This window comes from Sphingomonas sp. RIT328, assembly GCF_000632225.1.
In the GTDB taxonomy this organism is placed as follows: Bacteria; Pseudomonadota; Alphaproteobacteria; order Sphingomonadales; family Sphingomonadaceae; genus Sphingomonas; species Sphingomonas kyungheensis.
This window is the reverse complement of record NZ_JFYV01000034.1, coordinates 117,097-134,274: the sequence shown is the minus strand read 5'-3', so window position 1 is coordinate 134,274 and position 17,178 is coordinate 117,097. Positions and strand designations below refer to the sequence as shown.

Annotated in this window: 16 protein-coding genes; 7 read left to right on the top strand and 9 right to left on the bottom strand. The window is 69.8% G+C overall.

The features are described from left to right. Positions 1–92: 92 nt before the first annotated feature. Entirely contained in the window at positions 93–1,427 is a 1,335-nt protein-coding gene (gene gltX / locus BW41_RS14575; protein ID WP_037535231.1) for a glutamate--tRNA ligase, read from the bottom strand. A 122-nt stretch (positions 1,428–1,549) separates the two neighbouring features. Here gltX and BW41_RS14570 point away from each other — a divergent pair, with 122 nt between their 5' ends. Further along, the gene (locus BW41_RS14570; protein ID WP_037535230.1) at positions 1,550–2,485 is read left to right on the top strand and encodes a ribose-phosphate pyrophosphokinase; all 936 of its coding nucleotides are present in this window, start codon (positions 1,550–1,552) and stop codon (positions 2,483–2,485) included. Between the two features lie 15 nt (positions 2,486–2,500). Beyond that, entirely contained in the window at positions 2,501–2,644 is a 144-nt protein-coding gene (locus tag BW41_RS21290) for a hypothetical protein (RefSeq protein WP_153810807.1), read from the top strand. Positions 2,645–2,660: 16 nt separating this feature from the next. On the opposite strand, the gene BW41_RS14565 is transcribed toward BW41_RS21290, so the two are convergent. Further along, positions 2,661–2,996, bottom strand: coding sequence for a PilZ domain-containing protein (locus BW41_RS14565; protein ID WP_037535229.1), 336 nt, complete (start codon positions 2,994–2,996; stop codon positions 2,661–2,663). A 213-nt stretch (positions 2,997–3,209) separates the two neighbouring features. Between BW41_RS14565 and sucC the strand changes: the two genes are divergently transcribed. The 3 genes from sucC (at position 3,210) to BW41_RS14550 (ending at position 6,293) form a co-directional block, all read left to right on the top strand. Beyond that, on the top strand, positions 3,210–4,409 hold the full coding sequence (sucC, locus tag BW41_RS14560; RefSeq protein WP_037535228.1) for an ADP-forming succinate--CoA ligase subunit beta: 1,200 nt from the start codon (positions 3,210–3,212) through the stop codon (positions 4,407–4,409). A 211-nt stretch (positions 4,410–4,620) separates the two neighbouring features. Next, positions 4,621–5,367, top strand: a complete 747-nt coding sequence (locus BW41_RS14555; RefSeq protein ID WP_037535333.1) for an electron transfer flavoprotein subunit beta/FixA family protein — start codon at positions 4,621–4,623, stop codon at positions 5,365–5,367. Further along, positions 5,364–6,293: an electron transfer flavoprotein subunit alpha/FixB family protein gene (locus BW41_RS14550; protein ID WP_037535227.1), complete on the top strand. Its 930-nt coding sequence runs from the start codon at positions 5,364–5,366 to the stop codon at positions 6,291–6,293. Before BW41_RS14555 ends, BW41_RS14550 begins: the two co-directional genes overlap by 4 nt. A 345-nt stretch (positions 6,294–6,638) precedes the next feature. Here BW41_RS14550 and BW41_RS14545 read toward each other — a convergent pair whose 3' ends face one another. The 7 genes from BW41_RS14545 to BW41_RS14515 form a co-directional block, all read right to left on the bottom strand. Continuing rightward, positions 6,639–6,872, bottom strand: a complete 234-nt coding sequence (locus BW41_RS14545; protein ID WP_037535226.1) for a hypothetical protein — start codon at positions 6,870–6,872, stop codon at positions 6,639–6,641. Then, positions 6,869–7,645: a gamma-glutamyl-gamma-aminobutyrate hydrolase family protein gene (locus BW41_RS14540; RefSeq protein WP_443027649.1), complete on the bottom strand. Its 777-nt coding sequence runs from the start codon at positions 7,643–7,645 to the stop codon at positions 6,869–6,871. The genes BW41_RS14545 and BW41_RS14540 overlap by 4 nt, the downstream gene beginning before the upstream one ends. Next, on the bottom strand, positions 7,642–8,604 hold the full coding sequence (gene epsC, locus BW41_RS14535; RefSeq protein WP_037535225.1) for a serine O-acetyltransferase EpsC: 963 nt from the start codon (positions 8,602–8,604) through the stop codon (positions 7,642–7,644). Before epsC ends, BW41_RS14540 begins: the two co-directional genes overlap by 4 nt. A 126-nt stretch (positions 8,605–8,730) precedes the next feature. After that, positions 8,731–9,960, bottom strand: coding sequence for an MFS transporter (locus BW41_RS14530; protein ID WP_037535224.1), 1,230 nt, complete (start codon positions 9,958–9,960; stop codon positions 8,731–8,733). After that, on the bottom strand, positions 9,947–11,149 hold the full coding sequence (locus BW41_RS14525; RefSeq protein WP_037535223.1) for an MFS transporter: 1,203 nt from the start codon (positions 11,147–11,149) through the stop codon (positions 9,947–9,949). Before BW41_RS14525 ends, BW41_RS14530 begins: the two co-directional genes overlap by 14 nt. Before the next feature lie 613 nt (positions 11,150–11,762). Next, a complete protein-coding gene (locus tag BW41_RS14520) occupies positions 11,763–13,337 on the bottom strand; it encodes a lysine--tRNA ligase (protein ID WP_037535222.1) in 1,575 nt (524 codons plus the stop codon). A 56-nt stretch (positions 13,338–13,393) separates the two neighbouring features. Continuing rightward, positions 13,394–13,702 (bottom strand): hypothetical protein, encoded by a 309-nt coding sequence (locus BW41_RS14515; RefSeq protein ID WP_037535221.1) that lies wholly within the window; start codon positions 13,700–13,702, stop codon positions 13,394–13,396. Positions 13,703–13,797: 95 nt separating this feature from the next. On the opposite strand from BW41_RS14515, the gene BW41_RS14510 reads away from it, so the two are divergent. Continuing rightward, a complete protein-coding gene (locus BW41_RS14510; RefSeq protein ID WP_200870436.1) occupies positions 13,798–16,542 on the top strand; it encodes an ATP-dependent DNA helicase in 2,745 nt (914 codons plus the stop codon). Next, on the top strand, positions 16,539–17,072 hold the full coding sequence (locus BW41_RS14505) for a SixA phosphatase family protein (RefSeq protein WP_037535220.1): 534 nt from the start codon (positions 16,539–16,541) through the stop codon (positions 17,070–17,072). The genes BW41_RS14510 and BW41_RS14505 overlap by 4 nt, the downstream gene beginning before the upstream one ends. Positions 17,073–17,178: the final 106 nt, after the last annotated feature.

The following is a 17,178-nucleotide window of genomic DNA, read 5'->3' as shown; positions in this document are numbered from 1 at the left end:
CATTCTCCTGCAGGTACGGAGATGGTACGTTGTATCGTCACCACGTCAAGCGGCTGGGACGGAATCGCCGGGACGCTCGATCATCGACGGGATCAGCGTCCGGCGGTCAGCCGCGCCAGCGCCGCCTCGCGGCCGATCAGCGGCAGCAGCGCCGCCATGTCGGGGCCATGATCGCGCCCGGTCAGCGCCTGGCGCAGCGGCAGGAACAAGGCCTTGCCCTTGCGCCCGCTGCTCGTCTTCAGCGCGTTGGTCAGCGCGTGCCAGGCGTCGCCCGACCAGTCGATCGTCGCGGCGACCGCGGCCGCCTCGGCGAGATAGGCTTGCGTCGCCTCGTCCTGCGCGGGCGCGTCGATCGGCCCCTCGATCACCTGCCACCAGTCCGCGGCTTCGGCGACGCGGGTCAGATTGGGCCGCACCGCCTGCCATTCCGCCTCGCCCATGCCCGTCGGCAATCGATCGGCGACCGCCGCATAGGGCAGGTGATGGACGATCCGCGCGTTGAGCTGCGCCAGCTCGCCCTCGTCGAATCGCGCCGGCGCGCGGCCGAAGCGGGCGAAGTCGAAGGCGGCGATCAGCGGCGCCGGGTCGGCGACGGGCTCGACCGGATCGCTGGTGCCGATCCGCGCGAGCAGGGCGACCACCGCCTGCGGCTCGATCCCCTCGGCGCGGAAATGATCGACGCCGAGCGAGCCGAGGCGCTTCGACAATTTGCCTTCCGCGCCGGTGAGCAGCGCGGCATGCGCGAAGCGCGGCGGCGCCGCGTCCATCGCCGCGAACATCTGCAATTGCAGCGCGGTGTTGGAGACGTGATCCTCGCCGCGGACGACATGGCTGATGCCGAGGTCGGCATCGTCGATCGCCGAGGGCAGCATATATAGCCAGGAGCCGTCGGCGCGGCGGACGACGGGATCGCTCATCGTGCGCGGATCGAAGCTCTGCGGCCCGCGGATCAGGTCGTCCCAGGCGATCGGCGCGTCATGATCGAGCTTGAAGCGCCAGTGCGGCCGCACGCCCTCCGCCTCCAGCGCGGCGCGCGCGGCGTCGCCCATCGTCAGCGCGGCGCGGTCGTAGACCGGCGGCAGGCCGCGGCCGAGCAGGATCTTGCGCTTGAGGTCGAGCTCTTGCGCCGTCTCATAGGCGGGGTAGATCCGCCCCGCGGCGACGAGCGCGTCGAACCGTTGCTGGTAGAGCGCGAATCGCTCGGACTGGCGCACCTCGGCATCGGGCGTCAGCCCGAGCCAGGCGAGATCGGCGCGGATCGCCGCGACGTACCGTTCCTCCGAACGCTCCGCATCGGTATCGTCGATGCGCAGCACGAACCGCCCCGACTGCTGCCGCGCGAACAGCCAATTGTGCAGCGCCGCCCGGATGTTGCCGACGTGCAGCAGGCCGGTGGGCGAGGGGGCGAAACGGGTGGTGACGGTCATCGCGGCAGGCCTAGTCAGTCGCCCGCGGTGCGACAAGCGTCCCCCGCCGTGCGTCTTCCCGGCTTTCGGTTTTGTGACGGCGGCTCTAAGGCGCGTCACGCAACGGCCGCGGGAGCAGAGCAATGAAATTGATGACCGGCAATTCGAACCTGCCGCTTGCCCGCGCGGTCGCGGCCTATCTCGAGATTCCGTTGACCGATGCGCTGGTCCGCCGCTTCGCCGACGAGGAGATCTTCGTCGAGATCCAGGAGAACGTACGCGGCGAGGACGTCTTCGTGCTCCAGTCGACCGGCTTTCCGGCCAACGACAACCTGATGGAATTGCTCATCATGATCGACGCGCTCAAGCGCGCGTCGGCGCGGCGGATCACCGCGGTGATCCCCTATATGGGCTATGCGCGGCAGGACCGGAAACCGGGTCCGCGCACGCCGATCTCGGCCAAGCTGGTCGCCAATCTGATTACCGTCGCCGGCGCCGACCGCGTGCTCTCGGTCGACCTGCATGCCGGTCAGATCCAGGGCTTTTTCGATATCCCGACCGACAATCTCTATGCCGCGCCGGTGATGAGCGCCGATATCAACGCGCGCTTCAAGGGCAAGAACCTGATGGTCGTCTCGCCCGACGTCGGCGGCGTGGTGCGCGCCCGGCAACTCGCCAAGCGACTCGACAATGCGCCGCTGGCGATCGTCGACAAGCGTCGCGAGCGCGCCGGCGAATCGGAGGTGATGAACATCATCGGCGATGTCGAGGGCCGCTTCTGCATCCTGATCGACGACATCGTCGATTCGGCGGGGACGCTGTGCAACGCCGCGGCGGCGCTGCGCGAGGCGGGGGCGGAGGATGTCGTCGCCTATGTCACGCACGGCGTGCTGTCGGGCGGCGCGGTCGCACGGGTCGAGGGGTCGGCGTTGCGCGAGCTGGTGATCACCGACTCGATCGGCAATCACGAATCGATCGGCAAGGCCGACCGGATTCGCCATCTGCCGATCGCGCCGCTGCTCGGCGAGGCGATCAAGCGGATCGCCGACGAAACCAGCGTGTCATCTTTGTTCGATTGAGGTTGAGCCATGGACATGCGTGCGATCGACGATCCCGACGGGATCCCCGATGAGCAGGAGACGGCGGCGATTCTGGAAGAGATCCGGCGCGCGTTGCTGGGCGATGCGGAGCCGGGCGATCCGGTCGCCGAGGCGGACGATCCCGACCGCGCCGACTGAGCCGGAGGGCGCGCGCCTAACGCTGCGACAGCGCGACGATATGATCGAAGACGGCGGGATGCAGCGGCTTGGCGAAGGCGCAGCCGTATTTGAACTTGTCGCGCCACGCGACCACCGCCTCGAGCCCGGCGAGTCCCGGCAGCGTCAGCCACACGACGGTACCCGGCCAGAGCGTGAAGCTGGTTTCGGCGCGGAAGCCGGACAGCGACAGGTCGGTCACCTCGATCTCGAACCGGGTCTGGCCGCGGTCGCGCAGGTGCGCGCGCATCTTGACCGACTTGCGCAGCGCCTGCCGCGCTTCCTCGGTCGGTTCGACCGCATCATAGGGCGGCGTGAAAGACGGCTGTTCCATGCCGACGACCCTCGCAGGGATTGGTTACTTTTCTGCCAACGCTGCGACGGGCCGGGCACGCCCCCCCCCGCGCACCACCCCATCGTCATGAAGATATTGCGATGCGTTTGCAATAACCGTCCCGTTCCGATGTCGATCCGGGGTGGATTCATCGCGCCGGCTGTGCAAAAGGCCGCAGCAATCTCCTCTTCATAGCATAACGCGAGGCAGGCCATGAACATCCACGAATATCAAGCCAAGGAACTGCTCGCCAAGTTCGGCGTCCCCGTTCCCGCCGGTTTCGCCGCGCTCAGCGTCGACGAAGCCGTTGAAGCGGCGGGCAAGCTTCCCGGGCCGCTCTATGTCGTCAAGGCGCAGATCCACGCTGGTGGCCGTGGCAAGGGCAAGTTCAAGGAACTCGGTCCCGACGCCAAGGGCGGCGTCCGCCTCGCCAAGACCGCCGACGAAGTCCGCGCCGCGGCGAGCGAGATGCTCGGCAACACGCTGGTGACGGTGCAGACCGGTGAAGCCGGCAAGCAGGTCAACCGCCTGTACGTGACCGACGGCGTCGACATCGCCAAGGAATTCTACCTCGCGCTGCTCGTCAATCGCGCCACCGGCCGCGTCTCGATGGTCGCCTCGACCGAGGGCGGCATGGACATCGAGACCGTCGCGCACGACACGCCCGAGAAGATCCATTCGATCGACATCGACGCCGCGACCGGCTTCATGCCGCATCACGGCCGCGCCGTCGCCGCCGCGCTCGAACTGACCGGCGACCTCGCCAAGCAGGCGGCGAACGTCGCGGCGAAGCTGTACGACGCCTTCCTCGGCACCGATGCCGAGCAGATCGAGATCAACCCGCTCGCCGTCACCGAGGACGGCAAGCTGATGGTGCTCGACGCCAAGGTCGGCTTCGACGGCAATGCGATGTTCCGTCACAAGGACCTGATGGAGCTGCGCGACACCACCGAGGAAGACGCGATGGAGCTCGAGGCGTCGAAGTACGACCTCGCCTACATCAAGCTCGACGGCGACATCGGCTGCATGGTCAACGGCGCCGGCCTCGCCATGGCGACGATGGACATCATCAAGCTCAACGGCATGTTCCCGGCCAACTTCCTCGACGTCGGCGGCGGCGCCAACAAGGAGAAGGTGACCGCGGCGTTCAAGATCATCCTCGCCGATCCGGCGGTGAAGGGCATCCTGGTCAACATCTTCGGCGGCATCATGAAGTGCGACATCATCGCCGAGGGCATCGTCGCCGCGGCGAAGGAAGTGAACCTGCAGGTGCCGCTCGTCGTCCGCCTCGAAGGCACCAACGTGCAGGCCGGCAAGGACATCCTCGCCAATTCGGGCCTGGCGATCGTGCCGGCGAACGACCTGGGCGACGCCGCCAAGAAGATCGTCGCCGAGGTGCAGAAGGCGGCGTAAGCCGGCTCCCGCCCCCATGCCGGGGGTGACTCGCTGATTCTTTTCGGGCCCGGGCATCATGTCCGGGCCCGATTCGTTTCCCCTCGTGCGAATGCCGTTACGGCAAGCGGCGTTTCCCGTACCGGACTTGCGAAAGGCGCGCGAAACAGCCATCTCACCCGCCGATACGATGCCGCAACGCCGCGTCGACGGCGCAATCGGAAGGAAGCTGATGAAGGTGCTGGTGCCGGTCAAGCGTGTGCTTGACTATAACGTGAAGCCCCGCGTGAAGGCGGACGGGACGGGCGTCGATCTGGCGAACGTCAAGATGAGCATGAACCCGTTCGACGAGATCGCGGTCGAGGAAGCCATCCGCCTGAAGGACAAGGGCGTGACCGAGATCGTCGTCGTCTCGATCGGCGAACCCAAGGCGCAGGAGACGATCCGCACCGCGCTCGCGATGGGCGCGGATCGCGGCATCCTCGTCACCAGCGACACGAAGGTCGAGCCGCTCGGCGTCGCCAAGATCCTCGCCAAGATCGTCGAGGAGGAACAGCCCAGCCTCGTCATCCTCGGCAAGCAGGCGATCGACGACGACAACAACCAGACCGGCCAGATGCTCGCCGGCCTGCTCGGCTGGGGCCAGGGCACGTTCGCGTCGAAGGTCGAGCTGACCGCCGACGGCGTCACCGTGACGCGCGAGGTCGACGGCGGCCTCGAGACCGACGCCTTCCCGCTGCCCGCGATCGTCACCACCGACCTGCGCCTCAACGAGCCGCGCTATGCCTCGCTGCCCAACATCATGAAGGCCAAGTCCAAGCCGCTCGCGCAGAAGACCGCCGCCGATTACGGCGTCGACGTCACGCCGCGGCTGACCACGCTCAAGGTCGTCGAGCCGGGCAAGCGCCAGGCGGGCGTCAAGGTCGCCGATGTCGACGAACTCGTCATGAAGCTGCACGCGATGGGGATTGCCAAGTGAAGACGCTCGTCTGGGTCGAACATGACGGCAAGTCCGTCAAGGACGCCACGCTCGCCGCGGTCACCGCCGCGTCGAAACTGGGTGAGGTGCATCTGCTCGTCGCCGGCCAGGGCGTCGACGGTGTCGCGCAGGCGGCGGCGAAGATCGCCGGTGTCGGCAAGGTCCACGTCGCCGACGACGCCGCTTATGCGCATGCGCTTGCCGAGAATGTCGCGCCGCTCGTCGTCGCGCTGATGGCCGATCACGACGCCTTCGTCGCGCCCTCGACCACCACCGGCAAGAACGTCGCGCCGCGCGTCGCCGCGCTGCTCGACGTGATGCAGATCAGCGACATCCTCTCGGTCGAGAGCGAGGATACCTTCACCCGCCCGATCTACGCCGGCAATGCGATCGCGACGGTGCGGACGTCGGACGCGAAGAAGGTGATCACCGTCCGCGGCACCGCCTTCGACAAGGCCGCGACCGAGGGCGGCTCGGGCACGATCGAGGCGGTGGCGTCGCAGGGCGACACCGGCAAGTCGCGCTTCGTCGACGCCGAGATCGCCGCCAATGCCCGGCCCGAACTGACCAGCGCCAAGATCATCGTCTCGGGCGGCCGCGCGCTGCAGAGCGGCGAGAACTTCCACGCGCTGATCGAGCCGCTCGCCGACAAGCTCGGTGCGGGCGTCGGCGCGAGCCGCGCGGCGGTGGATGCGGGCTATGTGCCGAACGACTATCAGGTCGGCCAGACCGGCAAGATCGTCGCGCCGGAAGTTTATATCGCGGTCGGCATCTCGGGCGCGATCCAGCACCTCGCCGGGATGAAGGATTCGAAGGTCATCGTCGCGATCAACAAGGACGAGGACGCACCGATCTTCCAGGTCGCGGACGTCGGCCTGGTCGGCGATCTGTTCAAGGTGGTGCCGGAGCTGACCGAAAAGCTGTAATGCACGGGGCGGGCGGCGGCGCCGGATGGTGCTGCCGCCCGTCTGCCTGCGGGATGGTTCGAGGTGGCCTGCGCCGCGCGGGAGGAATAAAGGCGGCATGACCGGGCGTTGAGGCCGGTCGATGCGCAAGTCCCGCTATAACCCGCCATAGTGCTCCCGCGAAGGCGGGAGCCCAGTGTTCTGTTTCCCACAACTGTTGCTCTGCTTGGCTACCGGATTCCCGCGGTCGCGGGAATACTGTGAGACTGGGCCTCAACCTCGACCAAAAAAAGCGGCCCGACACAGCAATGCCGGACCGCAGTCTACGCCTAGGGAGCTGACCTGGCGTGTCTCGAAAAGCAGGCGCTAGAGCGCGTTACCCGCGGCCGGAGCGAGCGCGTTGCCGTCGACGGCAGGGTCGCCCGCGAGCGAATTGCCCGCCGCGCCATCGTCGCCATTGTCGAAGGCGGCATCCCCCTCCTCGTTGAGCGTCAGCGTGTCGGCTGCCCTGTCGTTGTTCGCGGCGTCGGTCTTCGGCGTGCACGCCGCGAGGCTGAGCGCGGCGAGCGCCAGCGCGGGGGCGAGGGTGGTGATCTTCATGCAGTCCTCCGTGGTGAAACCCATGCGTCGTCGCCGCGCAGACCGGCGCCGATCAGCGAAAAGAAGGCGCGGCTCGCGGGCGCATCCGCCGCATCCCATTCGGGATGCCATTGCACGCAGAGCACGTCGGCGCCGCACGGGCGGGCGGAGATCGCCTCGATCAGCCCGTCGTCGGCCGCCACCGCCTCGACGGTCAGTCCGGTGCCGAGCCGGTCGATGCCCTGCTGATGCACCGAATTGACGTGCACGCGCCGCTGCCCGGTCGCATCGGCGAGGCGACCGCAGGCGCGCAGGTCGACGTCATGGCCATGGCGGAACATCGCGTCATAGTCGCCGTCCCAGCCGCCGCGATGATGGCGATCGGGATGCGCCGCGGCGCAGAGCGAGCCGCCGAACAGGACGTTGATCTCCTGCAACCCGCGGCAAATGCCGAACACCGGCTTGCCCGCCTCGATCATCGCGCCGGCGAGGGCGAGCGCGACCTCGTCACGCCCGGCGTCCAGCGTCGCATCGGCGGCGAGCGGCGGCGCACCGTAGCGCGACGGCGCGACATGCGAGCGCGACCCGGTGAGCAACAGTCCGTCGAGCAGCCGGCCCAGCGTCGCCACGTCGACCGCCTCGGGCAGGGCGGGGACGAGCAGCACGGTCGCGTCGGAGACATGCGTCAGCGGCGCGATGAAGCGGCTCGCCACCGCCTGCACCGGCCGGTCCGCGACCTCGTTGCAGCAGAGCACGCCGATCACCGGGCGCGGGGCGGCGGCGCGCGCCATCATGCTTCCGCCGCGACGAGCGTGTCGCGCAGCGCATGGCCCGCGGCGGGCGCGAGCAGCGTCGCCTCGGGCTGGACGACGACGCCGCCCGGCGGCACGTCGCGGAGCAGCCAGACGTTGCCGCCGATCGTCGCGCCGCGGCCGATCGTGACGCGGCCGAGGATCGTCGCGCCGGCATAGATGACGACATCGTCGCCGATGACCGGATGCCGCGCATAGCGATCGCGCGGGCCATGCCGGGCCGCGCCGAGCGGGCTGCGGGCGCCGAGCGTGACGTGCTGATAGAGGCGGACGCCGTCGCCGACCACCGCGGTCTCGCCGATGACGACGCCGGTGCCGTGATCGATGAAGAATCGCTCGCCGATCGTCGCGCCGGGATGGATGTCGATCCCGGTGCGTTCGTTGGCGAGTTCGGAGATCAGCCGGGCGACGATCGGTGCGCCGAGCGTGTAGAGCGGGTGCGCGATCCGGTGATGCAGGCTGGCGATCGCGCCGGGATAGCAAACGAGGATCTCGTCGGTGCTCTGCGCCGCCGGATCGCCGAGGAAGGCGGCGTCGACATCGCTGTCGATCAGCCGGCGGATATCGCCGAGCGACGCGGCGAACAGGCGGACGATGGTCGCGGCCTGATCGGGCGCGAAGGCAGTCTGCGCCTCCGCCTGCCAATAGCCGAGCTCGTGGCCGATCTCCCGCTCCAGCTCGGTGAAGGCGGCGGCGAGCTTGGCGGCGACGAGGCGATCCTCCTCCGCCGGGGCGACCCTCTGCTCGCCGAGCCGGCGCGGATAGAGCGCCCCGGCGAGCAGCAGGACGATCCGCTCGATCGCACCGCGCGACGGGAAGCTGGCGGCGGCGCGCGCCGGGCTCTGCCGCTGCCGCCATGCCGCGCGGGCGCTGCGCAGCGCGTCGACCGCATCGCCGATCGCCGCGCCGGTGGGCGCGGGCAGGGGCGCCGGCTGCGTCACCGCGCGTGCCTGTCTGATCGTTGCGCGGCCTGCTGCGTCATCATCCGACCTCCGAGACGATAGATATCCTATCGGATCAGTAGGAGAATGAAGAAAAGCTTGTCCGCCGGCAAGCGCGGCTCGCGGTCAGGGGGCGACCGGTGCGACCGGCGGTGTCTCGGGATCGGCGAGCGGCGCGATCTGCGCGAGGCGCAGCGCGAGCAGCAACGCCACCACGCCGAGCGCGAGGCAGAAGCCGGTGACGCCGGGCCAGCCGCCCCGCGTCCAGGCGATGCCGCCGGCCGAGCCGAGCACGCTCGAGCCGAGATAGTAGAAGAACAGGTAGAAGGCCGCGCCCTGGCCGCGGTTGCTGCGCGCGCGGCGGCCGACCCAGGCGCTGGCGATCGAATGCGCGCCGAAGAAGCCGATCGTCACCAGCGCGATGCCGAGGATCACCAGCGCCAGCGGATGCGCCGCGGTGACGCCGACGCCGGCGAGCAGCAGCACGATCGGCAGCCAGAAGATGCGTCGCCGTCCGACCGATCCGGCGACCGAACCGAACAGCGCCGAACTCGCCGAGCCGAGGATGTAGAGCAGGAAGACCGCGCCGACCGCCGCCTGACTGAGGCCATAGGGCGGCGCAAGCAGGCGGAAGCCGGCATAATTGTAGATGGTGACGAAGATGCCCATCAGTACGAACGCTTCGGCATAGAGCAGCGGCAGCGCGCGGTCGGCGAACAGCGTCGCGACGCCGGCAAGCGGACTCGCGCCCGCGCCGGCGATGAACCGGCGCGACGGCGGCGCGAGCCGGCGGAACGCCTCGGCCATCACTAGTCCGGTCAGCCCGACGCTGCCGAGCGCCCAGCGCCAGTCGGCGACATCGGCGACGAGGCTGGCGACGAGCCGGCCGCCCATGCCGCCGATCGCGCTGCCGGCGATATAGAGGCCCATCGCCGCGCCGACCGAGGCGGCGTCGACCTCTTCGGCGACATAGGCCATCGCCACCGCGGGCACGCCGGCGAGCGCGATCCCGGTTAGCAGCCGTAACGCGAGCAACCCGCTCCAGCCGGGGACCAGCGCCGCAGCGAGCGTCAGCGCGCCGGCGGCGAACATCGCGGCGACCATCAGCGGCCGCCGCCCGATCCGGTCGGACAGAATGCCGGCGAACAGGATGCCGATCGCGAGCGGCCCGGTGGCGAGCGAGACGGCGAGCGACGCCGCTTCGGCGGTGAGATGGTAATCGGCGGCGAACAGCGGCAGCAGCGGCTGCACCGAATAGAGCAGCGAAAAGGTCGAAAAGCCCGCGAACAGCATCGCCAGCGTCAGCCGGCGATAGGCGGGCGTCCCCTTGGCGAGCGGTGCCTCACTGCCGGGCATGACGCCGCCCGGCGATCGGCATGCCGCGTTCGACCGCCAGCGATACCGCCCAGATCGCCAGGCCGGCGAGCGCCAGACCGCTGCCGACCACTCCCGTCGCGGTCCAGCCATAGCCCGCCGCGATGGCGAGGCCGCCGAGCAACGGGCCGATCGCATTGGCGGTGTTGAACGCCGAATGGTTGAGCGCGGCGGCGAGCGACTGGGCGTCGCCGGCGACGTCCATCAGCCGCGTCTGCAACACCGTGCCGAGCGCGCCGCCGAGGCCGATCGCGAAGACGTCGAGCGTCATCGTCCAGACGTTGATCGCGGCGAGCGGATACAGCAGCAGCGCCGCCGCCGACCAGAGCAGCAGCGCCCCCGCGGTCGGCATCAGTGCGCGATCGGCGTAGCGCGGCACGACGAGATTGCCGAGCGTCATGCCGCTGCCGAACACCGCGAGGATCAGCGGCACGCGGCTTGGCGCGAGGCCGGTGACGTCGTTCAGCGTCGCGGCAAGATAGGTATAGACCGCGAACATGCCGCCGAAGCCGATCGCGCCGGTGCCGAGCGTCAGCCACACCTGCGGCCGGCGCAGCGCGTCGAGCTCGCGCAGCGGGCTGGCGCTGCGGTCGGGCGAATCGATCGGCGCGAGCAGCGCGACCAGTGCCGCGGTGAGCAGCGCGAGCCCCGCGACGAGGCCGAACATCCAGCGCCAGCTCGCGATCTGGCCGAGCAGCGTCGCCACCGGCACGCCGACGATCGTCGCGACGGTCAGCCCGAGCATGATCCGCCCGACCGCCTGCGTCCGCCGCCCCGGCGGCACCAGCGACGCGGCGACGAGCGCGGCGATGCCGAAATAGGCGCCGTGCGGCAGGCCGGCGCAGAAGCGGAAGACGAGCATCCAGCCATAGGTCGGTGCGATCGCCGACAGCGCATTGCCGATCGCGAACAGCGTCATCAGCCCGATCAGCAGCGTGTAGCGCGACATCTTGGCCGACAGCACCGCGATCGTCGGCGCACCGACCACCACGCCCAGCGCATAGGCGCTGATGATATGACCGACCGCCGGCGCATCGACGTTGAGCCCGCGCGCCAGATCGGGTTCGAGGCTCATCGCGGCGAATTCGGTCGTGCCGATCGCGAAGCCGCCGACGGCGAGCGCGAGATGGACGAGCCCGGGGCGGGTCGCGGCTATGTCTCTGAGGGTCATGAAGCTGCCTTAGCCGCGCTTGCTGCGTTGCAGCAAATGCAACGGACGGCGAGGCGCGGTGGTTCCGGGAGACGGTGCGGGCGGGGTGGTATCGGATCCGGTTATCGGCGGGCGTATCGAGACCTCCGACGGCTCAACCTCCGCTCGACCATCGCGTCACCCGAGTCGTCGGCCGTGACCTCTGCAAAACGCTGCCACCCCGGCGAAGGCCGGGGTCCAGGTGGGAAGGCCGTCGTCCTTCGCCGCAAACCGTCACCCGACTGGACCCCGGCCTCCGCCGGGGTGGTGCGAGAGAGCGATTCGGAGGGATTTCGACGAATCCCGTGCGGTGATCCGGGCCGATCGTGCCGCGGAATCTACGGCTTTCGCTTCTGCGGAGCGCCAGATGCTGGAGGTAATCCGGCATGACCGCGGACCAGCCGCGACAGAGACGCTCGTCGCCGGAATGGCCGGAAGCATGACACCTGCAATGCTCCCGCGCGGGCGTGAGCCCTGTGGTCTTCGGATCACCGGCGGCGGTTCTGCTTGGCCACTGGATTTCCGCCTGCGCGGGAATATTCATGCAAGGCGTCACGCATAACGCCCGAACGGGATGGCGAAACTGCCTTGCCCCTCACGCCTTCGCCAGCGCCTCCGCGATCAGCCTGCGGCTGTTCTCCACCCCGTACAAGGCGATGAAGCTGCCCATCCGCGGCCCCTGTTCGGAGCCGAGCAGCGTTTCGTACAGCGCCTTGAACCAGTCGCGCAGCGTGTCGAAGCCGGCGGTCTTGCCGATCTCGTAGACGACGTTCTGGATGGCCTCCGCCGAGGCGCCGGCGGGCAGCGCGGCGAGGTCGGCGTCGAGCCGGCGCAGCGCGTCGATCTCTACCCCCGCCGGCGCGCGGCGGTGGAGCGTCGGGGCGACGAAATCGCGCGCATAGGCCAGCGCATAGCCGATCAGCCGGTCGAGTTCGGGATCGTGCTCGGGCGTCGCGTCTGGCACGTAGTTGCGCAGATAGCCCCAGACCTGCTCCTGGCTCGCCTCGCCCATCACGCCGACGAGGTTGAGCAGCAGGCCGAAGGTGACCGGCAGCGTCGCCTCCGGCACCTTGCCGTCATGGATATGGTGGACGGGATTGCCGAGCTTCTGCGGCAATTCCTGCGTCGGGTAATTGCCGCGGAACTGCCAGTAATCGTCGACCGCGCGCGGGATCACGCCGAAGTGCAGCGCCTTCGCCTTCTTGGGCTCGCGATAGGCGAAGAAGGCGAGGCTCTCCTCGGGGCCATAGGTCAGCCATTGGTCGAGGCTGAGGCCGTTGCCCTTGGACTTGGAGATCTTCTCGCCCTTCTCGTCGAGGAACATCTCGTAATTGAAGCCCTCGGGCGGGCGGCCGCCGAGCACGCGGGCGATCTTCGAGCTCTGCGTCACCGAATCGATCAGATCCTTGCCCGCCATCTCGTAATCGACGCCGAGCGCGACCCAGCGCATCGCCCAGTCGACCTTCCATTGCAGCTTGGAGCGGCCGCCGAGCGCGGACTGGACGATCCGCTCGCCGCTGTCGTCGGTGAAGGCGATCGTCCCGGCCTCGGCATCGACCACCTCGACCGGCACCTGCAGGACGATGCCGCTGGTCGGGCTGACCGGCAGCACCGGCGAATAGGTCTCGCGCCGCTCCGCCCGCAGCGTCGGCAGCATCACGTCGAGGATGCCCTGGTAATGCCGCAGCACGCCCTTGATCGCGTCGTCGAACCGGCCGCCTTCGTAATATTCGGTCGAGGAGGCGAAATCATAGTCAAAGCCGAACCGGTCGAGGAACTGGCGCAGCATGGCGTTGTTGTGGGCGGCGAAGCTGTCGAACTTGCCGAACGGATCGGGAATGCGGGTCAGCGGCTTGCCGAGATGGGCGCGCAGCATGTCGCCGTTGGGGACGTTGTCGGGCACCTTGCGCAGCCCGTCCATATCGTCGCTGAACGCGATCAGCCGCGTCGGCTGGTCGCTGAGCGCATGGAAGGCGTTGCGCACCATCGTCGTGCGCAGCACTTCGTTGAACGTGCCGATATGCGGCAGGCCCGAGGGGCCATAGCCGGTCTCGAACAGCACCGGGCCGCCGCCGGGCTTGCCGTCCGGATAGCGTTTGAGCAGCTTGCGCGCCTCTTCGAACGGCCAGGCCTTGGAGTCGAGAGCGGCGGAGCGCAGATCAGTCGTCATGATGCGCGCGGGACTAAGCACCCCGCGCGCTCACGGCAACTCTCTTGAACGGCGGCTCAGCGGCAGCGGTTCTTCGCGGTCACCGTGCGATCGATCGCGCGACCGGCAAAGGCGCCGCCGACCGCGCCGCCGATCGTGCCGAGCGCGCCATGGCCGAGCACCGAATTGCCGAGCAAGGCGCCGCCGACGCCGCCCGCGACGAGCCCCGTCGTTCCGCTCGAATAGCGGCAGCGCTTGACGTGATGATAGCCGCGCTCGTGCGCATGCCGATAGTGATGGCGCGCCTCCGCCTGGCTGACCGGCAGCGCGAGGCTGGCGGGGAGGGCAAGCGAGACGGCACCGAGGGTGAACAGCAGAGAACGCATGGGACTGATCCTGAGCAAGCGGATGATCCGTGCCGAACGTGCGATCGGCCGCCGGGTTGCACCGCCGCCCGGTTGCCAATCTGTTCCGGTCGGTTATGGCCATCGTCGTGATCCCCTATCCCGCCCTCCACGCCAGCCACGGCGGCATCTGGATCGCGTCCGACGACGGCACGCGGCCGATCGGGCGCGGCGAGGCGATCCGCATCGCCGCGGACACGCCGGTGATCCTGCTCAACGCGCCGCTGATCGGCCAGCGGCTCGGCTATCTCGAGCTGTCGGGGCTCGACCTGCTCGAATTGTTCGCCTTCCTCCATCCGGCGCAATTCGCGGTACCGACGCCGCGCGGCTTCGCCCGCGCCGTCGATCTGTCGCCGCCGGAGACCGACGAGGCGGTCGCCGCCTTCCTGCGCGAGGCGGCGGCGGCGCTGCTCGCGGTGCCGCAGGGCGACTGGACGGAGCGTGCCGGTGCGTGGACCGCGGCGCAGTCGCTGACCCGGCTGCGCTGGCCATGGGCACCGGCGATCGCGCCGCTGCTCGCCAAGCCGCAGGTCAACGAACGCTGGCTGTTCGCGACCTTGCCCGAATGGGAGGAGCAGGCGCCGCGGCCGGCGCCGCTCATGGTCCAGATACCGGCGGCCGATGCCGAGGCGCGGCTCGCCGCGCTGACCGGCGACGGCGCCGAGGAACGGCTCGGCCAGCGCGCCTTCGCTGCCGCGGCGACCGACGCGTTCAGCCCGCGCGCGATGCGCGACGCGCCCAATCTGGTGCTCGCCGAGGCGGGGACGGGGATCGGCAAGACGTTGGGCTATCTCGCCCCCGCCTCGCTGTGGGCGGAGCGGGCCGGCGGCGCGGTGTGGATCAGCACCTATACCAAGGCGTTGCAACGCCAGCTCGCCAAGGAGACGGAGCGCCTGTTCCCCGACGCCGCGACGCGCCGGCACAAGGTGGTGACGCGCAAGGGGCGGGAGAATTACCTCTGCCTGCTCAATCTCGAGGACGCGTTGCAGGGCGGGTTCGCCGGGCGGGCGGCGATCCTCGCGCAGCTGGTCGCGCGCTGGGCGGCCTATAGCGCCGACGGCGACATGGTCGGCGGCGATCTGCCCGGCTGGCTGCCGACGCTGTTCCGGCGCAACGGCCCGACCGCGCTCACCGATCGCCGCGGCGAGTGCGTCTATGCCGGTTGCCCGCATTACCGCAAATGCTTCATCGAGCGCGCCGCGCGCGCCTCGGCGGAGGCGGACGTGGTGATCGCCAACCATGCGCTGGTGATGGTCAATGCCGCTCGCGGCCGCGAGACGACGACGCGACCGACGCGCTACGTCTTCGACGAGGGCCATCATCTGTTCGAGGCGGCGGATTCGATGTTCGCCACCGCGCTGACCGGGCAGGAGACGATCGAGCTGCGCCGCTGGATCCTCGGCCCGGAAAGCGGCGGCCGCGGCCGGCGGCGCGGGTTGCAGGCGCGCCTGTCCGACGTCGCCAGCTATGACGAACAGGGCGGCATCGCCATCCAGGACGCGGTCGAGGCGTCGCGGCATCTCGCCAGCGACGGTTGGCTCGGCCGGATCAACGAGGGTGCGCCGTTCGGGCCGGTCGAGCATCTGCTCGCCGCGGTGCGCGGGCTGACCTATGCGCGTGCCGAACAGCCGGGGGATGCCGGCTATGGCCTCGAGACCGAACTCGCCGAGCCGACGCCCGAGCTGATCGAGGCGGCGGCGCCCGCCGCGGCGGCGCTCGACGCGCTGGTGCGGCCGCTGGTGACGCTCGGGCGGCGGCTGGAGGCAGTGCTCGCCGAGGCGCCCGACTGGATGGACGCACCCGCCCGCGCCCGCGTCGAGGGGGCGATCGCCTCGATCGGCTGGCGCGCGGAGACGGTGGCGGCGTGGCTGTCGGTGCTCGCGCGGGTCGGCGGCCCGGTCGATCCGGCGCATGTCGACTGGCTGGCGGTCGACCGGATCGAGGGGCGCGAATATGACATCGGCCTGCACCGCCACTGGCTCGATCCGACGCGGCCCTTCGCCGAGATCGTGCTCAAGCCCGCGCACGGCGCGCTCGTCACCTCGGCGACGCTGACCGGCGGCGGCGCCAACGACGCCGACGGCTGGGACATCGCCGAAGCGCGCGTCGGCGCGCCGCATCTCGCCCGCGCGCCCGCCCGCTTCGCGGTGCCGAGCCCGTTCGATTATCCCGCCAATGCCGAGGTGCTGATCGTCACCGACGTCAAGCGCGGCGACCTGCCCGCGCTCGCCAATGCCTATGCGCGGCTGATCGTCGCGGCGGGCGGCGGCACGCTCGGGCTGTTCACCGCGATCCGGCGGCTGCGCGGCGTGCATGGCCGGATCGCCGACCGGCTGGCGCGCGAGGGGCTGCCGCTGCACGCGCAGCACGTCGATCCGATCGACACCGGCACGCTGGTCGACATTTTCCGCGACGATCCGGCGGCGTCGCTGCTCGGCACCGATGCGCTGCGCGACGGCGTCGACGTGCCGGGATCGTCGCTGCGGCTGGTGGTGATGGAGGGCGTGCCCTGGCCCAAGCCGAGCGTGCTGCATGCCGCGCGGCGGCTGGCCGGCGGCGGATCGGCCTATGACGACCGTATCGTGCGGGCGCGGCTGGCGCAGGCGTTCGGCCGGCTGATCCGGCGCGCCGACGATCGCGGCGCGTTCGTGATGCTGTCGGCGGCGATGCCGTCGCGGCTGCTCTCCGCCTTCCCGCCCGGCGTCGGCATCGCGCGGGTAACGCTGGACGAGGCGGTGGCGCGGGTGCAGGCGCGGCTTTCCTTGCCGGGCCGGATCGGGCATGAGGCGGCTCTCGCGAGCCACCACGGAGACGCCGGTTGAAGACGCTGACGCTGCTGCGCCACGCCAAGTCCGGCTGGGACGATACGGTCAGCCGCGATTTCGATCGCCCGCTCAACGCCAAGGGCCGCCGCGCCGCCGAGGCGGTCGGGCGGCACATGCGCAGTCTCGATCTCGGCTTCGATCACGTCGTCGCCTCGCCCGCGGTGCGCGTCGGCGAGACGCTCGACGCGATCGTGGCGGGCTATGGTCGTCGGCTGTCGCCGGTGTGGGAGCGGCGCGTCTATCTCGCCTCCGCCGCGACGTTGCTCGACCTGATCCACGAGCTGCCGGAGGGCGCCGAGCGGGTGCTGCTCGTCGGCCATAATCCGGGGCTGGAGGATCTCGCGCTGATGCTGGTGCCGGCGGCGGCCGATGGCCTGCGCGGCCAGATCGAGGAGAAATATCCAACCGCGACGCTCGCCGAACTGTCGTTCGACGGCGGTTGGCCGTCGCTCGCGCCGGGCGGCGCGACGCTGACCCGCTTCATCCGCCCGCGCGATCTCGACCCGAGCCTCGGCCCGGACGGATAGGGCGCGGGAGGTCCGGTCGTGCGGCCTCGCCTAAGAGGGTGGGGCGAGCCGGGTCTTTGTGAAGACTCATCGGTCATGGAGATGGCGTTCCGACATAGAACAGTTC